Annotated in this window: 18 protein-coding genes and 1 tRNA gene; 9 read left to right on the forward strand and 10 right to left on the reverse strand. The window is 64.2% G+C overall.

The genetic code is table 11. The features are described from left to right. Positions 1 to 10: 10 nt before the first annotated feature. Positions 11 to 1,228 carry an acyl-CoA dehydrogenase gene (locus V6R86_RS10025; protein WP_338504264.1) on the forward strand — a complete coding sequence of 406 codons (1,218 nt, stop codon included), beginning with the start codon at positions 11 to 13 and terminating at the stop codon, positions 1,226 to 1,228. Positions 1,229 to 1,284: 56 nt separating this feature from the next. Here the strand turns inward: V6R86_RS10025 and clpP are convergent, their stop codons facing one another. Continuing rightward, positions 1,285 to 1,941 carry an ATP-dependent Clp endopeptidase proteolytic subunit ClpP gene (clpP, locus tag V6R86_RS10030; protein WP_338504268.1) on the reverse strand — a complete coding sequence of 219 codons (657 nt, stop codon included), beginning with the start codon at positions 1,939 to 1,941 and terminating at the stop codon, positions 1,285 to 1,287. A 172-nt stretch (positions 1,942 to 2,113) separates the two neighbouring features. Here clpP and V6R86_RS10035 point away from each other — a divergent pair, with 172 nt between their 5' ends. Next, on the forward strand, positions 2,114 to 3,130 hold the full coding sequence (locus tag V6R86_RS10035) for an acyltransferase family protein (RefSeq protein WP_338504270.1): 1,017 nt from the start codon (positions 2,114 to 2,116) through the stop codon (positions 3,128 to 3,130). Here the strand turns inward: V6R86_RS10035 and V6R86_RS10040 are convergent. The 3 genes from V6R86_RS10040 to V6R86_RS10050 all read right to left on the reverse strand — a co-directional run bounded on the left by V6R86_RS10040 (position 3,127) and on the right by V6R86_RS10050 (position 6,011). Further along, positions 3,127 to 4,140, reverse strand: coding sequence for a glycosyltransferase family 2 protein (locus V6R86_RS10040; protein WP_338504272.1), 1,014 nt, complete (start codon positions 4,138 to 4,140; stop codon positions 3,127 to 3,129). The genes V6R86_RS10035 and V6R86_RS10040 overlap by 4 nt on opposite strands. A 104-nt stretch (positions 4,141 to 4,244) precedes the next feature. Then, positions 4,245 to 5,867: a trigger factor gene (tig, locus tag V6R86_RS10045; protein WP_338504275.1), complete on the reverse strand. Its 1,623-nt coding sequence runs from the start codon at positions 5,865 to 5,867 to the stop codon at positions 4,245 to 4,247. A gap of 59 nt (positions 5,868 to 5,926) precedes the next feature. Then, a tRNA-Leu gene (locus V6R86_RS10050) sits at positions 5,927 to 6,011 on the reverse strand. A gap of 109 nt (positions 6,012 to 6,120) precedes the next feature. Here V6R86_RS10050 and V6R86_RS10055 point away from each other — a divergent pair. Next, entirely contained in the window at positions 6,121 to 6,381 is a 261-nt protein-coding gene (locus V6R86_RS10055; protein ID WP_338504276.1) for a hypothetical protein, read from the forward strand. Positions 6,382 to 6,397: 16 nt separating this feature from the next. Here V6R86_RS10055 and V6R86_RS10060 read toward each other — a convergent pair whose 3' ends face one another. From V6R86_RS10060 to V6R86_RS10075, 4 genes are read right to left on the reverse strand one after another with little or no spacing between them, the layout of a single operon-like run. Then, a complete protein-coding gene (locus V6R86_RS10060) occupies positions 6,398 to 6,988 on the reverse strand; it encodes a phosphatase PAP2 family protein (protein ID WP_338504278.1) in 591 nt (196 codons plus the stop codon). Between the two features lie 42 nt (positions 6,989 to 7,030). Next, positions 7,031 to 7,669: a hypothetical protein gene (locus tag V6R86_RS10065; RefSeq protein WP_338504280.1), complete on the reverse strand. Its 639-nt coding sequence runs from the start codon at positions 7,667 to 7,669 to the stop codon at positions 7,031 to 7,033. 14 nt (positions 7,670 to 7,683) lie between these two features. Continuing rightward, entirely contained in the window at positions 7,684 to 8,898 is a 1,215-nt protein-coding gene (locus V6R86_RS10070) for a M48 family metallopeptidase (protein ID WP_338504282.1), read from the reverse strand. Further along, positions 8,895 to 9,677, reverse strand: a complete 783-nt coding sequence (locus V6R86_RS10075; protein ID WP_338504284.1) for a hypothetical protein — start codon at positions 9,675 to 9,677, stop codon at positions 8,895 to 8,897. The genes V6R86_RS10070 and V6R86_RS10075 overlap by 4 nt, the downstream gene beginning before the upstream one ends. 241 nt (positions 9,678 to 9,918) lie before the next feature. Here V6R86_RS10075 and V6R86_RS10080 point away from each other — a divergent pair, with 241 nt between their 5' ends. Both V6R86_RS10080 and V6R86_RS10085 read left to right on the forward strand, forming a co-directional pair. Next, positions 9,919 to 10,590: a DUF6975 family protein gene (locus V6R86_RS10080; protein ID WP_338504286.1), complete on the forward strand. Its 672-nt coding sequence runs from the start codon at positions 9,919 to 9,921 to the stop codon at positions 10,588 to 10,590. Positions 10,591 to 10,620: 30 nt separating this feature from the next. After that, positions 10,621 to 11,463: a MoxR family ATPase gene (locus tag V6R86_RS10085; protein WP_338504287.1), complete on the forward strand. Its 843-nt coding sequence runs from the start codon at positions 10,621 to 10,623 to the stop codon at positions 11,461 to 11,463. 5 nt (positions 11,464 to 11,468) lie between these two features. Here the strand turns inward: V6R86_RS10085 and V6R86_RS10090 are convergent, their stop codons facing one another. Together V6R86_RS10090 and V6R86_RS10095 are read right to left on the reverse strand one after the other, a co-directional pair. Further along, positions 11,469 to 12,866, reverse strand: coding sequence for a methyl-accepting chemotaxis protein (locus tag V6R86_RS10090; protein WP_338504288.1), 1,398 nt, complete (start codon positions 12,864 to 12,866; stop codon positions 11,469 to 11,471). Positions 12,867 to 12,974: 108 nt separating this feature from the next. Further along, entirely contained in the window at positions 12,975 to 14,168 is a 1,194-nt protein-coding gene (locus V6R86_RS10095; RefSeq protein ID WP_338504289.1) for a hypothetical protein, read from the reverse strand. A 177-nt stretch (positions 14,169 to 14,345) separates the two neighbouring features. Here V6R86_RS10095 and V6R86_RS10100 point away from each other — a divergent pair, with 177 nt between their 5' ends. The 4 genes from V6R86_RS10100 to V6R86_RS10115 all read left to right on the forward strand — a co-directional run bounded on the left by V6R86_RS10100 (position 14,346) and on the right by V6R86_RS10115 (position 19,277). After that, a complete protein-coding gene (locus V6R86_RS10100; RefSeq protein WP_338504290.1) occupies positions 14,346 to 15,098 on the forward strand; it encodes a YaaA family protein in 753 nt (250 codons plus the stop codon). Between the two features lie 159 nt (positions 15,099 to 15,257). Beyond that, a complete protein-coding gene (gyrA, locus tag V6R86_RS10105) occupies positions 15,258 to 17,969 on the forward strand; it encodes a DNA gyrase subunit A (protein ID WP_425335986.1) in 2,712 nt (903 codons plus the stop codon). Positions 17,970 to 18,051: 82 nt separating this feature from the next. After that, the gene (locus V6R86_RS10110; RefSeq protein WP_338504292.1) at positions 18,052 to 18,522 is read left to right on the forward strand and encodes a host attachment family protein; all 471 of its coding nucleotides are present in this window, start codon (positions 18,052 to 18,054) and stop codon (positions 18,520 to 18,522) included. Between the two features lie 101 nt (positions 18,523 to 18,623). Then, entirely contained in the window at positions 18,624 to 19,277 is a 654-nt protein-coding gene (locus tag V6R86_RS10115) for a hemerythrin domain-containing protein (RefSeq protein ID WP_338504293.1), read from the forward strand. Positions 19,278 to 19,286: the final 9 nt, after the last annotated feature.

Genomic DNA, 19,286 nt, shown 5'->3' on the forward strand with positions numbered 1-19,286 from the left:
AGGCTGGCCCATGCTCAAGACCCCCGATCCCGCCCTCGCCCACGAGCCCAAGCTTCTGCCGTTCGACTGGTCCGATCCGTTCGGCCTTGACGAGCAACTGACCGAAGACGAACGCCTCGTCCGCGACACCGCGGAAGGCTATGCGCAGGAAAAGCTCCAGCCGCGCGTCACCGAAGCGTATCTCGAAGAAAGCTTCGACCGCGAGATCCTGCGCGAAATGGGCCAGCTCGGCCTGCTCGGCGCGACGATCCCGGCGGAATATGGCGGCGCCGGTCTCGGCTATGTCGCCTATGGCCTGATCGCGCGCGCGGTGGAGCGTGTCGACAGCGGTTACCGCTCGGCGATGAGCGTGCAGAGCTCGCTCGTCATGTACCCGATCTTCGCCTACGGCTCGGAAGAGCAGCGTCGTAAGTATCTGCCGGGCCTGGCGTCCGGCGAATTGGTCGGCTGCTTCGGCCTGACCGAGCCGGACGCGGGCTCCGACCCCGGCGGCATGCGCACCACCGCCAAGAAAACGGCCAACGGCTACATCCTGTCGGGCGCCAAGATGTGGATCACCAACAGTCCCATCGCCGACGTTTTCGTCGTCTGGGCAAAGTCCGAAGCGCATGGCGGCAAGATCCGCGGCTTCGTGCTTGAGAAGGGCATGCCGGGCCTCACCGCCCCGCAGGTCAAACAAAAGCTCAGCCTGCGCGCCTCGATCACCGGCGAGATCGTGATGGACGGCGTTGAGGTTGGCGAGGATGCGCTGCTGCCAAACGTCGAAGGACTGAAGGGGCCATTCGGCTGCCTCAACCGTGCGCGCTACGGCATCGGCTGGGGTTCGATGGGCGCGGCCGAAGCCTGCTTTCACGCCGCGCGGCAATATACGCTGGAGCGCCACCAGTTCGGGCGTCCGCTCGCGGCGACTCAGCTCGTGCAGCTTAAGCTTGCCAACATGGTCACCGAAATCACGCTCGGCCTGCAGGCGGCCCTGCGCGTCGGACGCCGGCTCGAAGACGGCGAACTGATCCCCGAGACGATCAGCCTCATCAAGCGCAACAATTGCGGCAAGGCGCTCGATATCGCCCGCATTGCCCGCGACATGCATGGCGGCAATGGGATCAGCGCCGAATATCAGGTCATCCGCCACGCGCTGAACCTGGAAACCGTCAACACCTATGAGGGCACGCACGACGTCCACGCGCTGATCATCGGCCGGGCGATCACCGGCCTCAGCGCTTTCTGATACGAAAAAGGGCGACTCCGCGAGGAGCCGCCCTTTCTTGTTCGTAAGCAACCGAATTATTCGGGAGCGCCGCCGCTACCCATGCCGAGCTGCTCCATGTCGGCAGCATCCGGACGCTTGTCGAACACGGCGTCGATCAGGCCGAATTCCTTCGCCTCGTCGGCTTCAAGGAAGCTGTCACGATCCATCGCCTTTTCGATCCGCTCGAGGTCCTGGCCGGTATACTTGGCGTACAGGCTGTTGAGCCGGGTGCGCATGCGCAGGATTTCGCGGGCCTGGATTTCGATGTCCGACGCCATGCCCTGCGCGCCACCCGACGGCTGGTGGATCATGATCCGGCTGTTGGTCAGCGCGACACGCATTCCGGGCTCGCCCGCGGCAAGCAGGAAGCTGCCCATCGACGCGGCCTGACCGATACAGACGGTGCCGACGCGCGGGCGGATGTATTGCATCGTGTCGTGGATCGCGAGGCCGCTGGTGACCACGCCGCCCGGCGAGTTGATGTACATGAAGATGTCCTTCTTCGGGTTCTCGGACTCGAGGAAGAGTAGCTGGGCGACGATCAGCGATGACATGTGATCCTCGATCGGGCCGGTGATGAAGACGATTCGCTCGCGCAGCAGCCGCGAATAAATGTCGAAGCTACGCTCGCCCCGGTTCGATTGTTCGATAACGATAGGAACGAGGCCGGAAACGATGTCGTGATGATCCATTGGGTATGATGTCCTTGCTTGAGGGACCTACATCGGGCGATTGTCGGGAGAGTTCAAGTTTGACATAGCCAATCGCTCGTGGCGGCACCCTTGCAGCGTACTTTGGGTAGTGCGGTTTCGTGTGTCGTTGCGTTGAACACTTCGGAAGTGCGCACGGCGGCGTAGGTAAGCAATGGATGCACAAGCTCAGTCACGGTCGGATGCAGCGGCCCCCGCGCTTCTAGCCCACGACCGTACACAGTGGGTCGACGTAGCACGCGGCCTCGGCATCATTCTGGTGGTCTGGGGCCACGCCCTGCGGGCGCACTTCGATCTCACGGGAGTTGCGTGGGCGGCAGCGCAGGACCGGTGGATCTACTCCTTTCACATGCCGCTCTTCTTTCTCCTTGCGGGCCTCTTTCTCTGGCGGAGTATCGGCAAGGGGAAGTCGCAGTTTCTGAAGGGCCGTTGGTCCGGAGTTATATGGCCATACTTGCTGTGGTCGTTTGTTTGCGGGCTGATTGAATTAAGCCTCGCAAACTATGTCACAAGTCCGATCGGCCTACGTGAGGTCTTGCTGCTACCCTTTGTTCCAATTGAGCAATTCTGGTTTCTGTATGCGCTACTTATTTGTCAGTTGATTTGCTTGGCCCTGTTTCCGTCAAAGGCTTGGCTTTGGCTTTTCGTCATCATCGGTCTGGGTTTGCTACAGATTGTCGCAAGTCCCTGGATTGGATTTCGTGCTCTGATTTATCTTCCATTCGTTGCGGTGGGACTGACGTTTACTGGAGCTCTCAAGCGGCTTGCGCAAGCCCAGCCAATCGCGCATTTCTTGTTTTTCCTTGGCGCATTTAGTTGCCTTGGCGCGGTTTTGCTGACTGAAGCGGCAGATAGCTTCCCCCGATTGTCCCTGCTGCTTACTGGAATTTTCGGAAGCGTCAGTCTGATGGCGTTGTCGATGCTGATGGCAGGTCAAGCCACACTGGGATCGATACTTGGCAGTCTTGGCCGTGCCAGCCTCGCGATCTTCGTCCTTCACACTCTGTTCTCGGCGGGCACTCGCATCGCCTTCAAGCTCGTCGGCGTCGCTCCGGAGAATGCAATTTCGTTTGGTAGCAGCGTTCTGGCCGGACTGACGGTCCCGTGGCTGATTTACTTGTGGGCGCGTAGACGTAGGCTTCTCTCGCCACTCGGATTCGGTAGCGCTTAACTCGGCGAAGACTCACCGTGGGTCACTGCTGAGGCCGGTAGCGCCGCCACTTGGGACATGCTGACGTTTGACCAAGAGTTCGCCGTCGAAGGGTATTGCAGATAGGCCAGTCGACGGGTTTCGCGCCGCCCACGGGTCACGGTGTCAAGGATAAGGCCGGCGAAGAGGCAAAGAACGGCGATGATGATCATACCCGTTACGAGGATCGCAGTCGGTACCCGCGGAACCAGACCCGTCTCAAGATAGGTCGTTACGAGGGGAACGGAGAGCGCCAAGGCAGCAACTACCATTGCCGAACCGACAGAGCCGTAAAACAAGGCCGGTCGCTCGGCCCGAAAAAGAGTGAGCATGACGCTGAGGATGCGCCAGCCGTCGCGATAGGTATTCAGCTTGGAGGCAGAGCCTTCGGGACGTGCCGCATAGCTGGTGATAACCTCACCGACGGGCATTCTGAGTTCAAGCGCATGAATGCTGATCTCGGTTTCGATCTCGAATCCAGCAGATAGTACCGGGAAGCTTTTTACGAAGCGTCGCGAGAAGACGCGATATCCGCTGAAAATGTCGGTGAAAGTTCTCCCGAACAGGCCTGACAGCAATCCCGTGAACAGCTTGTTGCCGAGAACATGTCCGCCGCGATACGCGGCTTTGGCTTCATGCTGGCGGGTGCCGACAACCATGTCGAGCTGCTCGCCTAGCAGCAGGTCGACCATTTTCTGGGCAGCGGAGGGTTCATACGTCAGATCGCCGTCGGCCATCACGTAGACGTCGGCTTCGATGTCCGCGAACATGCGGCGGACGACATGGCCCTTGCCCTGCTGCCGCTCGGTGCGGACCACGGCGCCGGCGGCCCGTGCGATCTCGACCGTGCGGTCCGAACTGTTGTTATCGTAGACGTAAATCGTGGCATCAGGGAGCGCGGCGCGAAAGCCAGCGACAGTCGGCGCGATAGCGGCTTCTTCGTTATAGCAGGGCAGCAGCACGGCCACGCGTGGGCTGGGCGCGACGCTCATCAATCTCTCATCAATCATCGCGGATCCCATGCGGAATCTATCGTTTTCCCACTGGCAGGATCAGCGGCGGGTGGCCCCGGGTCAAGCCCGGGGCACCACGGAAGTTAGGCCGAGGCCTTCTTCGACTTCTTGGCCGGAGCCTTCGCACCAGCGCCGTCCTTGACCGGCTCGGCCGGGGTCGGCGTGGCGGCTTCGGCCTCGACCGCACCCTTGGCGGGCTTGGCCTTCTTGGCAGCAGGCTTCACTTCGGCAGCCGTTTCGGCGGCTTCGGCGGCAGGAGCCTCTTCGGTCGCGGCAGCAGCCTTCTTGCCCTTGGCCGGTGCCTTCTTGGCAGCCTTGGCCGGCTTTTCGTCGCCGCCATGGTCGTGGCCACAGCCCGGACCATGCACATGGCCTTCCTCGGTCTCGAGGTCGGCTTCGATCTCGGCGCGGGTCGCGGCGCGATCGGTGATCTCGGCCTTGGTGAAGAGGAAGTCGACGACCTTGTCCTCATACAACGGGGCGCGCAGCTGGGCGGCCGCCATCGGCTCCTGCTGGATGTACTGGATGAAACGCTCGCGGTCGGCGGGCTGATACTGCTGCGCAGCCTGGGCAATCAGGCGGTTCATCTCCTGGTTCGAGACATCGACGCCATTGGCCTGGCCGATCTCGCTCAGCAACAGGCCGAGGCGCACGCGGCGCTCGGCGATCTTGCGATACTCGTCCTTGTCCTTTTCGATCTCGGCCTTGGCGGATTCGGGATCGCTCTCGTGCCCGGCTTCATGCTCGAGCTGCGCCATGATGTTGGCGAACTCGGCCTCGACCATCGAGGGCGGCACTTCGAAATCATGGGCGGCAGCGAGCTGGTCGAGCAGACGGCGCTTCATGTGGGTGCGGGTAAGGCCGTTCAGTTCCTGCGTCTGCTGATCGCGCAACAGGCCCTTGAGCTGGTCAAGGCTTTCAAGACCAAGGGTCTTGGCGAAGTCGTCGTCGATCTTGGTCTCGCCAGCGACCTTCACCGCGGTGACCTTTACGTCGAAGGTGGCGGGCTGGCCCTTCAGATTCTCGGCCGGATAATCGTCCGGGAAGGTGACGTTGAGCGTACGCTCTTCACCGACCTTGGCGCCGATCAGCTGGTCTTCGAAGCCCGGGATCAGGGTGCCCGAACCGATCTCGACCGCCATGTCGGTGCCGGTGCCGCCTTCGAACGCGACACCGTCCGAGGTCTTGCCGACGAAATCGAGCACGACCTGATCGCCGGTCTCCGCCGTCTTGCCTTCCGGCGCGTCTTCGAACCGCTTGGCGTTGCTGGCGAACTGCGCGACCTGCGCATCGACCGCGCTGTCATCGGCTTCGGCCGTCAGGCGTTCGAGCTTCAGCCCCTCGATCTGCGGGGTCGGGATCTGCGGCAGGGTTTCAAGGCGAACAGTGACTTCGGCGTCCTTGCCGGCTTCATACCCTTCCTTGAGCTCAACCTGCGGCTGCATCGCCGGGCGCAGGCTCTGCTCGGTCAGCAGCTTCTGCACCCCCTGCTGGATGGTGGTGTTGAGCGCGTCCTGAAGCAGCGCGTCGCCGTGCATCTTGCGGATCAGATTGGCAGGCACCTTGCCGGGGCGGAAACCGGGCATCCGGATCGAGGGGGCGATGCGCTTGACCTCGCCGGCGATCCGCTCGTCGATCTCGGCTGCCGTGAAGGTCAGCTGGTAGGCCCGCTTCAGGCCTTCGTTCTCGATCTCGACATGCTGCATGGTGACAAGAAATCCCGGATAACAAGTGGATAGGTCGTTCGCCCTGGCCTGGGCGAAACTGGTGCGGGCGAAGGGACTCGAACCCCCACATCTTGCGATACTGGTACCTAAAACCAGCGCGTCTACCAATTCCGCCACGCCCGCGCGAGCGTTCAGGGGCGGCCCTATAGCAGCGTTGGGGTTTGGGGCAAGACGTTGAGGCGGAAGCTCGACCGGGGCGGACCCAAGCGAAAGGCCGTACGTTCCACTCTCCATGCAACAGCTTCCCCCCTTCCCCGACGACGCCCCCGGTTTCGATCCCGGCGCGCCAGAGCCCAGCACGCCCGGCCAGCCCGCCCCGCCTGCACAGCCGAGCGAACCGGGTCAGCCGGCACCTCCCGCGCAGCCGAGCCAGCCTGGCCAGCCGACTCCGGCTCCGCCCGAAGCGCCTCCGTCGCATGCGCCGATCGACGTTCCCTCGCCAAGCGCGCCGGGCACCGAGACGCCGAGCACCCCGGTGTCGCCCATCGCCTGAGAGACCTACGGGATCGTCAGACGCCTTTTGCCTTGACGATCAGTGCGTCGATCAACTGGTCGGCGGCGATCCCGATCACCGCGCCTGCCGCGACGTCGGTCACATAATGGCGTGAGCGGATAATCTGGGCCGCGCCGGCCAGCGCAGCGAGACCATAGGCTGGAAGCCGGGCACCGGGATTGTCGCGAGCGACAGCCAGCGCGACGGCCACCGCACCGGCGGTATGGCCGGACGGAAAACTGTTGAAGTCGCTTTCGTGCCGCTCGCCTTGACGCAAGACATAGTCCCCGCGGCGCGCGGCCGCTTCGGGGCGGGTGCGATCGACCATCTTCTTGATTACGCCGCGAAGCGCCGTCGCGAGAAGGTGGGTGGCGAGGATGCGGGTGCCAGTTCGCCACGTCGGTCCATCGCGCAGGACGAGCGCGGTGGCCAGCACGCCGGCCGCTGCGGCATATAAGGGTTCCTGGTCCGATAATTCGCTGACCGCGCCGAGCAGCGTGACGGCGGCTCCGCCTTCATGCGGAATAAAGACGTCGGCAACCGCCGCGTCCATTTCCTCGACGGAGGCGGCGGGTTCGAAATCGGGATGGTTCTGCAAATCCGTCACAAGCCGTTCAACGGTGCGGCAGGTGACAATGTTGCACCGCGCCTATCTGCGGCGCGCCGCGCTCCGCACTATCGCTTCATAATCGGGCAGCGCCTGTGCGTAATAATGCGCCCGCGCGGCATCGAGCATGACGAGATACAGCCGCCCGTCGATCACGGCCCCGACCGCGCGGCCCTTGCGCCACACTTCGTCGCCGTCGAGATGCTCGAAATCGAGCTGGAAACCGTTGGCTCCGAGGAATGTACGTGGCGCGAGACCGAGGGTTCGGAACTCGACCGAGCCGCCTTCCACCCGGAACAGGGTTTCGAGCAGGCTGGCGACTTCGGGCGCGGTCATGGTCGAGCGGAAGCGCGGCACCTGCCGATCGGCCTTATATTCCTGCCAGATCAGCCTTTTGTTATCGGGAAGTGCCGTCACGAAGGTGATGCCGTCGAGATACGGTCCATTGAGGGTCCAGTCTTCGACCCAGCGAACGTCGGTGAAGGAGAAACCGCCTTGGCGATTCCATTCGCGAGGGCTGGTGACGCTCATCGCGCCCGAACCGACGTTGACGGTCTGCCCCGCCCGCACGAGGCCATAGGGACTGCCCAGCCCGCCGAGCGATGAGCCGGTCGATCCGCAGGCGGACAGGCTGAGCGCGAGAGCGTTGGCGAGGGCAAATGTTTTGATCATCTTGGTCACGCGCACACGCCCCCTCAACCCAGGATCATTTGGCGCACGAACGGCGCGTCGGGCGCGCTCGGCGCCACGGCGAGATAGCGTTGCAGCGCGACGCGCCCTTCCGCCACCCTGCCTTGTTTCATCAGCATCACGCCGTGCCAGCGCCAGGCATCGGCGGGCGCGTCGGGATAGGTCACCGCCTGCGCATAGTTGAGCGCGGCCGCCTGCTGGTTCTGAATGCCCTCGCGCAGGCGGAAGATCTCGGCACGGTTGTAGAGCAGGACGCCATTCCACCCGTCACGCGCGAGGGTCTCGACGATATACTGGCTGGCGCCCGGATCGTTTAGCTTCACCTGGTCGTCGAACAGGCTGGCGCGGATCGGCGCGATCGCCTGCAGGTAGCGCTCCCGTCCGCGGTCGTAGCTGCGCCCCGGCACCGTCAGTTCCTGCGCCGAGATGGCAAGATCCTTGAGGCGTTCGCGGGGGGCGGGGTGGGTCGAGAACAGGCTGTAGCCGCGATCGACCCGCTTGCGCCGTTCGCGCGCCGACCATTCGAGTTCGGTGATGAGCTGGTCCCACGTCTCCGACATGCTCATCGGGGCGTAGCCGGCCTCGGCGATCAGCTTGACGCCGAGCGCATCAGATTCGGCTTCGAGCTGGCGGCTGTATTTGAACAGGGTCAGCATGGTGCCGAGTTCGGCCAGCCGGACAAGGTCACCGGTGTAGGTGCCCGCCGCGCCGCCCGCGACCCCTGCCACCATCGCCAGCCCGGCGAAGATGTTGGTCTTGCGCTTCATGTCGCGCCAGCTGCGGATCTGGTGGCGCAGCAGAAAGTGGCTGCTTTCGTGGGCGATGACGCCGGCCAACTGCGCTTCGTCGCGCATCCGCAGGAGCAAACCGGAGAAGAAGACGGTGAACCCGGTCGGAAACATCATCGCGTTGAATTCGGGCACCCGCGCCAGATAGATGCGCATGTCCTTGGCCGCCGGGCCGCCGACCTTGCCGATCAGGCCCTGCAGATAGCTGTTGAGCGCCGGATCGCGGATCAGGAGGTTGGAGCCCGCCACCTCCTCCTCGACCCGTTCCATCTGCTGCCACAGACCTTTTTCGTCGGTGTCGGTCGGCTTGTAGCCAGGGCCGATCAGCGGCTGTAGCGAGGAAGGCGCGATGCGGGCCGCGGCCGGACCGGCGAACAGCGCGGCGGTGCCGCCTGCCAGCATCCCCCGGCGCGAGAGATCGAGGCGGCTCACCGGGCCTTCTCCGCGGCCGCCTGAGCGCGGCGAACGTCCCTGCCCGGCTTCATCCGCCCGAGCAGGCGGTCGACGAGCTGGGTCGCGCCCTCGGGCTTACGAATGTCGCCGAGCTTGATCCCGGCGACCTGCGTGCCGGCCTGGACGACGTTGAACCATACGACTTCGCCGGTGCGCAGGTCGACGAGGCTGGCATAGGCGCTTTGCCCGCCGCCACCGATGTTGGGCGCGCAAAAGCCGACAAAGCAGCCGGCGATGCCCAGCACCTGCAGCGCAACGCGGCCGCTGTCGGCGAAGCTGTCCTCGGCGTGCATGAAGAGCGCGTAATCGTAACCGGTGACGCGGCCGAGCTTCACCGCGTCTTCGCCCAGCGTGTAATCGAGCCCGCGTCCGCGCTTGGTCGGGAGTTCGGCGCCGAGAAACTTGTGCAGCGCAATCGAGCTGCCGACCGCCGAATGAAGCCGCTCGAGCTCGGCCACGGTGTCGGCCGGAACACGGGGCAATGCGTCGCGGCGCTCGAGAATCAGGGTCTGCCCGCCCCGCCCGGCCTGTTGCGCGCGCAAGGCCGTGACGATGTTGGCCCGCGCGGTTTCGGTCCAGTCCGCGCGCGGCTCGGTCAAACCGCCCGCCTTGACCGAGCCCACGGTCACGTTGGGCCGCATCACCAGCAGTTTGTAATTGCCCTGCGGCGGGGTGAACTGGAGATCGGCGATCTGCCGCGTTTGCACACAGGCTGACAGAGAAAGCGACAGAGCGCCGAGCGCCAGCGCGGACCGCATTCGATTCATTCGCCGCAAACCCCTTTACGCCGCTAGAACACGCGTTGTTTCAAAGACTTGTAATCGAATTCCATTAATCCGACAACGCTTGCCGATTGGTGAATAGTGCAGCGCGGGCGACGCCGCAGCAAGCCCCGATACGATCCTTAAGGCGGCGCTAACCCTGTCTTTACGCGGGTTGGTATAGCTTGCCGGCTTAGAAACGATCTCAAGAACAAGATCGTTGCGAAGGGGACGGGTAATGGGGCAATCGGGAGTGGCTCGGCAGGTGAGTTCGGCGGTAGCCGATGCTCATGCCGCGCGCCTCGGCGCGGCAGGAAGCGGTGCGCATGCCCATGCCGCGGATCTCGCCGGTCCGCTTGCGCCCTATCGCGCCCGCGATCTCGACGATTTCGTGCACCTGCTGTGCGCGGTCTACGGCCGCCAACCCACCGTGTCCGAACTCGCGCTTGGCAGCGCCCCGCCCGCCCCGGTCCGGGCGTGGCTGGAGCAGACGTCCGCGGCGTTCGAGCGCGAGCGGCTGTATCTCGTTCGCCTGACCTCGGCGGTGGGGCCGATCCCGAGCACGCCGGGCGCTGCCGAAACCGAAGCGGCGCTGCTCGCGCAGCGTCATGCGCTCGAAACCCTCGCCCGTTCGGAACGGAGCGGCTGCGCGCTTGGCGCGACCACCGCCTTGGTCGCCGACTGGGCCGCGCTTCGTCCCCTGCTCGACAAGGTGGCGGCGCGGGTCGGGGTCGATGTACCCGCCTGCGCGCTGCCGGGCGACGACAGCATCGCGGCGGTTCTGGAGGAAGGCGCCAGCAGCATGGCGGCCGAACGCGCCATCCGCTTCGGTGCCGAGCAGCTTCTGCTTCAGCAGCGCGCTCTGTTCGATCTGCTCGAAGCCCGCAGCGAGGCGCGCGAGGACTACTAAGCGCTGCCCTGCCCTGCTAGGGCGGGACCCATGCGTTTCACCGGAACCTCCGATTATGTCGCGACCGACGACCTGCGCGTCGCGGTCAATGCCGCCGTCACCCTGCGCCGCCCGCTTCTGGTCAAGGGCGAGCCCGGTACCGGCAAGACCGTGCTGGCGCACGAGATTGCCAAGGCCCTGAATGCCCCGTTGATCGAGTGGCACGTCAAGTCGACGACCCGTGCGCATCAGGGCCTCTACGAATATGACGCGGTGGCGCGGCTACGCGATGGCCAACTCGGCGAAGAGCGGGTTCACGACATCCGCAACTACATCAAGCGCGGCAAGCTGTGGGACGCCTTTACCGCGCCGCAGCTGCCCGTGCTGCTGATCGACGAGATCGACAAGGCGGACATCGAATTCCCGAACGACCTCCTGCAGGAGCTCGATCGGATGGAATTCCATGTCTACGAAACCGGCGAGACGGTGAAGGCCAAGGAACGACCGATCGTCGTCATCACCTCGAATAACGAAAAAGAGCTGCCCGACGCCTTCCTGCGCCGCTGCTTCTTCCACTACATCGCCTTCCCCGACCGGGCGACGATGGAGCGGATCGTCGAGGTGCATTTCCCGGGTATCAGCAAGATCCTGCTGAGCAAGGCGCTCGAGCTGTTCTTCGATGTGCGCGATGTGCCTGGCATTAAGAAGAAGCCGTCGACCAGCGAACTGCTCGACTGGCTGAAGCTGCTGCTCCACGAGGAGATGCCGCTCGACGTGCTGCAGGAGCGCGATCCGACCAAGGCGATCCCGCCGCTGCACGGCGCGCTGCTCAAGAACGAGCAGGACGTCATGCTGTTCGAGCGCCTCGCCTTCATGGCCCGGCGCAAGGGCTGAACCCTTTATTCCTCGCGGTAGGCGAGTTCAAAATTGCCCCAGCGGCGGCCGTTGATGAACAGCGGCACGAAGACGTTCTTCACCGGATAGGATTTGTCGCCAAGCTCCATCCGATAGGTCATCAGCATCGCCGCCTTGTCGCTTTCGATCGCGGCGCGGGTCTGTTCGTCCATGAAGATGCGCCGGTTGCGGCAATTGGCGTCGTTCCACACTGGATCGGGGCCGGGCGTGTTGCAGCGCTCGGACAAGTGGGTGGGAAGAAAACCGTCGACGTTGGTGATCGCAGACCCGAGAATCCGCGAATCCTTTAGCTTGTAGCGGTCGAGCAGCGGACGGATGTGCTCGTCCGCGAAATCGCAGAATTGATTGTCGTACTGGACCGGGTTGGTGCCGGGTACCGCGACATATTGGCGGTCGAATACCTGCCCCATGGTGATGCCGCCTTCGCGCACACCGCGTTCGACCACCTCGGCAATGGAGCGCATCGCGTCCTGCGCCAGGATGATCATCGGCGTGTCGTCGATTTCGGCACCGCTATTGGCCAGCGTGTCGAGCATGGTGGCGGACATGAGTTCGAGCTTGGAAAGACGCTGCTGCGCGACGCCGAGCGCGCCGCCATTTTCACGTGCGTCCTCGGCAAAGTCGGTAAGGCTGGCCTTCACGCGGTCGACACTGCTCTGGATAAGGCTAGTCGAATGCGCGATGCCTTCGGTCTGGCGATCGACCATGCCAACGATTTCGCTGACTTCGCGGACGGTTTCGCTGATCTGGCCGAAGCCCTTCTGTGCCGCGCGGCTGCGATCGACGCCGGTCTTGATCTCGGTCGTGACCGCGCCCGCTTCGCGGGTCAGTTCGCTGATGGTGAGGCCGATCTGGCTGGTCGCGGCGCGGGTATCGTGCGCAAGCTTCTTCACCTCGGCGGCGACGACCGCGAAACTGCGTCCGGCATCCCCTGCCCGCGCCGCTTCGATGGTGGCGTTCAAGGCCAGCATGTTGGTCTTGCGCGCGATCGCCTCGATGGTCGAGGACACGCTCTGCACCTGGTTCATGGCCGACGCGAAGCCGGCCATCCGGTCGCCGAGTTCCACCACCAGTTCGGTCAGACCCTTGAAGCCCGCGATGGTCTGTTCGATCGCTTCGCGCCCGGCTTCGAGCTTGGCCTTGGCCTGTTCGGAAAGAAGGCGCGCTTCGTCGGTCGAATCCGACACGCGGGCCTGGTCGGCGAGGAGGCGAGTGGTGACTTCTTCCAGCCCGTCGAGGGCCTTCAGGTGCCCGCCGATGCGCTGCGACACGTCGTTGACGTAGCCGGCGACATCCGAACATTCGATCGACAGCGAACCGCAACTGCGCGCGACGGTGCGGATCGCGTCTTCGGTAACCTGTTCAAGACCGGCGGTAGCCATGCATACTCCGAACGTGAGAACTTCCTCGCGTCCGGAGTAGGCAACAGGCTTTACCGTTCGGTTAACCAGAGCGGGTGCCGCCCCGACCGAAGCCGGGGCGGCCCAGCATCACGCAGCGCGCTGCAGATAGGCCAGCCACAGCTGAGCGATACCGGCGCGCGGGCCCTGAACGGCGTTCAGCGCCGCGGTCGCGCCCGCCGTGTCGCCGCTCCGCGCCAGCGCAATACCGAGGCGAAGGTTGGCGAGGTCGGCACCGGCCCCGCCCTTGGCCACTTGCGCACGATAGGCTGCCGCGGCCTTGGCGTAATCGCCGCGGCCGAGATAGACGTCGGCGTTGGGCGTGCTCTTGTCGGCGGCATCACGCGACGCGGCCGACTTGTAAAGTTCGCTCCAGGTCGACTTGTTGCGGTCGAGCTTGCCGGCCGCAAAGGCTTCGTCGAGCACGGCCTTGGCTTCGCCCGGCAGACCGCGGGTCAGCAGCGCATCGACATAAGGGAAATAATCGCCTTCGCCCTCGAAGCTCGAGGTCGCGCGCTGAAGGCGGAACAGGTCGAGCTTGTCGGCTGCCGACAGGCTCATAGACTGCTCGGAGATCTTGATCGCATTGCGCCAGTTCTTGCCCGACGGCACCTTTTTCGCCTGCGTGAGCGCGATCTCGCGGGCGACCGGCAGCTTGTTGTTATAGGCGATGCTGAAGATCTGGTCGGCGACGGCCTGGTCGAACGGCTTGCCGGCGGCGGCCCAGAGCGCCTGCGCCTTCTGGAGCGAGGCAACTGCCTGGACCGGCTGCTTCTGGCGATTCTGCGTTAGACCGAGGATGTAATGCGCCTCGCCGTCATTTGGGTTGGCTTGCACCGCTTGCTGGGCGCGGGTGGCCGCCTTGGCGGAGGCCGCGGTGTCGGCCGCGCCCTTGTTGTAGTTCAGCTTGGCCGAAACGATGCTGAGGCTGGCCAAGTCTTCCTGCGTGGCCATCCCGGAATCGAGAACGCCTTCGACCGCCGGAAGCAGCGCTGCGCTGTTTCCGGCAGCGGCAAGCGCCGGGATCTGAAGGCGATAAGCAAGGTAGCGATCGGCCGGGGTCTTGGCGACGGCCAGCGCTGCGGCGCCCAGCGCTGGAACATCGGCATTACGCTTTTCTACAGCCGCCTTCTGAAGCGCGATAATGGCGGGTGCCGCTTCCTTGGACGGCGTCAGCTTGGGCTGCTGCGCCTCGGCAGCCTTTTGCTGCGCCAGGCCGGCGGACGGAACCGCAACCGCGGACATCAAAAAGGCGGCCATCAGCGCGCGGGACTTGGTCGTCATCGAGAAGCTACTCCCTGAAATGGAAAGGCAAGCGACTGAAGTCCCTTTAGACCGCAGCCGCGACGCTCGCCAGCCTCAAGCCGATTCTCGGTGAACCTCGATTGAACCGTGACTTTTCATGCGGTTAGCAGCCGGTATGGACGGATAGGCCGCAGCTTTGCTAGCCGCCCTTTCATCGTGATCATCCTTCTCTCCCCCGCCAAGACCCTCGATTTCGCAACCCCCTTCGACGAGGAGCCGACCCAGCCGCGCTTCGAGCGGGAAGCGGGCAGCATCGCGCGCGCCGCGGCCAAGCTTACCCCCGACGATCTGGCCGGGCTGATGCACATTTCCGACAAGCTGGCGGAGCTCAATGCGGCGCGCTTCAAGACCTTCCGCAAGGCCGACAAGCGGCCCGCCATCCGCGCGTTCGCCGGCGACGTCTATCGCGGCTTCGACGCGGCCAGCGCGGACGAGGAAACCATTGCTTTCGCGCAGGATCATCTGCGCATCCTGTCGGGTCTCTACGGCGTGCTTCGACCGCTCGACGCGATGAAGCCTTATCGGCTCGAAATGGGTACGGGGTGGAGCCCGAGCGGCGGCAAGCTGGTCGAGCATTGGGGGCGTAAAGTCGCCAAGGCCGTGCTGGACGAGGTCAAGGCCGACGGCGGCGTGCTGATGAACCTCGCCAGCAACGAATATTTTGCGGTGGTGCAGCCCTTCCTGCCCAAGAAAGGCGTGACTCTGGTCAGCCCCGATTTCCGGGTAAGGACTGCCAAGGGCCTTCAGTTCCAGAGCTTCACCGCCAAGGTCGCGCGGGGCACCATGGCGCGCTGGCTGTGCGAGGAACGGGTCAGCGACCTCGCGGCGCTGAAGGGCTTCGATCGCGATGGCTGGGCCCATGACGCGGAAGGCAGCACCCCTGCCCGCCCGCTCTTCGTCAAAGGCTGACGAAACCACGAAATCCCTCGCGCGTACACGCGCGCGCTGCTAGACCTCGAAGCATAACGATAAGCACAAGCATCAGGAACGCACTTGGCCACCTTGCCCCCGGCGGAAACCCCGCCTTCGTCGACGGATTTCATCGCCCCCATCTCCATCGTCGAGGAGATGAAGACCTCCTACCTCGACTATGCAATGAGCGTCATCGTCAGCCGCGCGCTGCCCGACGTTCGCGACGGCCTGAAGCCAGTGCACCGCCGGATCCTCTTCTCGGCAAGCGAGAACGGGTTCGTCTACAACCGGCCCTACCGCAAATCCGCCCGCATCGTCGGTGACGTGATCGGTAAATATCACCCGCACGGCGACACCGCGATCTATGATGCGCTGGCCCGCATGACCCAGGACTGGTCGATGCGCGTGCCGCTGATCGACGGCCAGGGCAACTTCGGCTCGATGGATCCCGATCCGCCCGCCGCCATGCGTTATACCGAAGCGCGGCTGGCCAAGGTGGCGGGCTTCCTGCTCGGCGATCTCGACAAGGACACGGTCAACTTCCAGCCGAACTACGACGCATCCGAGCGCGAGCCGCAGGTGCTTCCGGCGCGCTTTCCCAACCTGCTGGTCAACGGCGCGGGCGGCATCGCAGTCGGCATGGCGACCAACATCCCGCCGCATAACCTCGGCGAAGTGCTTAGCGCCTGCCGCGCCTATATCGACGACCCGGCGGTCACCACCGAACAGTTGGTGGAGCACGTCAAGGGGCCGGATTTCCCGACCGGCGCCATCATTCTTGGCACCGCGGGCATTCGCTCGGCCTACACCACCGGTCGTGGCTCGGTCGCGGTGCGTTCGAAGTACAAGATCGAGGAAGGCCGCAACGACCGCAAGTCGATCGTCCTGACCGAAATTCCCTTCCAGCAGGGCAAGAACGCGCTGGTCGAGAAGATCGCAGAGGCCGCCAAGGACAAGCGCATCGAGGGCGTTTCGGACATTCGCGACGAGAGCAACCGCGAAGGCGTTCGCGTGGTTATCGAGCTGAAGCGCGACGCAACGCCCGAGGTGGTCCTGAACCAGCTATGGCGGCATACCCCGGCGCAGGGGTCGTTCCCGGCCAACATGCTGGCGATCCGCTCGGGCCGGCCCGAGACGTTAACCCTGCGCGACATCATCGAGAGCTTCGTCAAGTTCCGCGAAGAGGTCATCACCCGCCGCTCCAAGTTCGAGCTGATGAAGGCGCGCGAGCGGGCCCACATCCTGCTCGGGCTGGTGGTAGCGGTCACCAATCTCGACGAGGTCGTCCGCATTATCCGCGGCAGCGCCTCGCCTGCAGAAGCGCGCGAAGCGCTGCTGGCGAGGGCGTGGCCGGGTGACGAGATCCGCCCCTATATCCGGCTGGTCGAAGCGGTCGAAGCGCAGGCCGTGGGCGCGGATTATCGCCTCAGCGAAGCGCAGGTGAAGGCGATTCTTGACCTGCGCCTCCACCGCCTGACCGCTCTCGGCCGCGACGAAATCGGCAATGAGCTCGAAGGGCTCGCCAAGGTCATCACCGACCTTCTCGAAATCCTCGGCAATCGCGTCCGCCTGTACGAAGTGATGCGCGAGGAACTGGACGAGGTCGACCGGGAATTCTCGACCCCGCGCAAGACCGAGCTCGCCGCGGCGTTCGACGGGATCGACGACGAGGACCTGATCGAGCGCGAGGACATGGTCGTGACGGTGACCATGACCGGCTACATCAAGCGCACCGCGCTGTCGGTGTTCCGCGAGCAGAAGCGCGGCGGCAAGGGCCGGTCGGGGATCGCCACCAAGGACGAGGATGCGGTCACCAACCTGTTCGTGACCTCGACCCACACCCCGGTGCTGTTCTTCTCAAACCTCGGCCGGGTCTACCGGATGAAGGTGTGGCGCCTGCCCGAAGGCGGCCCGACCGCCAAGGGGCGGCCCATGATCAACATCCTGCCGCTTCAGGCGGGCGAAGTGATCACCACTGTGCTTCCGCTACCCGAGGACGAGGAGCAGTGGAACGCGCTTCACCTGATGTTCGCCACGGCGCATGGCGCGGTGCGCCGCAACAGCATGGATGCATTCAAGAATATTCCCACCGCCGGCAAGATCGCGATGAAGTTCGGGATCGCCGACGAGGGCGAGGAAGAAGATGCGACCGACCGGCTGGTCGGCGTCGCGCTGTGCAGCGAGGAAGACGACGTCCTGCTCGCGACGCGCAACGGCAAGGCGATCCGCTTCATGTCGACGGCGATCCGCGAATTCCAGTCGCGCTCTTCCACCGGGGTTCGCGGCGTGCGGTTGCTGGGCGATGACCAAGTCATCTCGATGTCGATCCTGCGCCGGGCCGGGACCACGCCGGAAGAACGCGAAGCCTATCTGCGCAGCCCGAAATGGCGCGACAATGATGGCGCAGAAGGGATCGAGGCCGACCGCTACGCTTACATGGCGGAGGCGGAACAGTTCATCCTCACCGTCACCGAAAACGGCTACGGGAAGCGCACCAGCGCGTACGAATACCGCCGCACCGGCCGCGGTGGCCAGGGCATCACCAATATCGATACCGGCGAACGCAATGGCGGTGTGGTGGCGAGCTTCCCGGTCAAGCCCGGCGAACAGATCATGCTGGCGACCAACCAGGGCAAGATGATCCGCACCACCGTGGGCTCGATCCGCATCGCGGGTCGCAACACGCAGGGCGTGATGATCTTCCGTGTCGACAAATCCGAGCATGTCGTGTCGGTCGCGCGCATCGACGAGGAGGACGAGGTCGAGGTCGAGGCACTGAACGACGGCGAGGTCGCGATCGACGATGGCGCCAACACGGCCGAGCACGAACTCGACAAACCGGTGGATCCGGGCGTCAGCGAGGAATGATCGTGGCGCCTCGGCACAGGCCGGGGCGCAACCCTGACGGGGTCCGTCCGTTCTCTTCCTTGTAGGCAAGGAGGAGTTTTACATGCCCATTCCCAATCGTGCGCTGGTCCTGGTGGTCGACGGCCGCAAGATGCTGTTCTTCCGCAACGAAGGCGACACGAACCAGATCGACCTGCGCACCGAAGCGCATGAAGAGCGCGACGACGCAGCCCATGACGGCGATCTGAAGACCGACGCCCCCGGCACCTCGCACAGCAGCGTCGGGCCCGGCCGGTCGAGCATGGAAGAAACCGACTTCAAGCAGCAGGACGAGGACAATTGGGTCAAGGAAGCGGCCGAAAAGCTGCGCCTTCGCGCGCTTCGCGGTGACTTCGAGCATCTTTGCATCGTCGCCCCGCCCAAGGCGCTCGGCGTCCTTCGCAAGGCGCTTCACAAGGAAGTCGAAAAGCGCGTCGTCTGTACCATCAACAAGGAAATGAGCGGGCGTCCGATTCCCGATATCGAAGCGCTGATCGTCGAGCATACCAAGGCAGAAGAACCCGCCGACGTCTGACCGGCCGGGTGGCCGTTCGTTGCAAACCGCTCGCAACAGGAACGGCCACCCTGCTCCACCCGTTTCTCGGCCAAGCATTCACCCCATCCGGGAGACATCACATGGCCACGCGAAACGAAAATCGTACGCGCACCCGTACCACGGCGGGCACCAAGAAAACCAATCGCTCGAACACCGAGCGTAGCGCCTTCAGTTTCGGAGACACCGCCACTGGAGCGGCCCCGCTACTCGGTGCGCTGGCCGCCGGCGCGGCGATCGGCATCGGCGTCAACTGGGTTCGCAAATTCGTCCAGCAGACCTCGGAATCGATGGCGGCCGGCGGAGAATGGGATCAGATCCTCGCGCTCGAACACAAGGCGACGCTGGCGAAGTTCGATCTCATTCTCGCTACCGAGGATGACGAGACTCTGAAGCGCACGGCGCTGATCAAGACGCTGCATTATGCGCTGAACAAGCATGCCGCGCAGGAGGAGCAGGTGGTCTATCCGGCGCTGCGTCAGGCCAACGAAACGGTCGACGCCGACCATCTCGAGCATGAGCATGGCTATGTGAAGACCTATCTCTATCGCCTTGAAAACATGGACAAGGGCAGTGCGGAGTTCCTTCCCACCGTGCGCGAGTTCCGCGACCTGATCGAGGAACATGCGCGGATGGAGGAAGAGCAGGTCTATCCGCGCTTCAAGAACTCGCTGAGCGAGGAGCAAAACGCCAAGATCACCAGCCTGATGAACAAGGAAGGCATGAAGATGGCCTGAGGCCTTCCG

The organism is Sphingomonas kaistensis (genome assembly GCF_036884275.1).
Classification (GTDB): Bacteria; Pseudomonadota; Alphaproteobacteria; order Sphingomonadales; family Sphingomonadaceae; genus Sphingomicrobium; species Sphingomicrobium kaistense_A.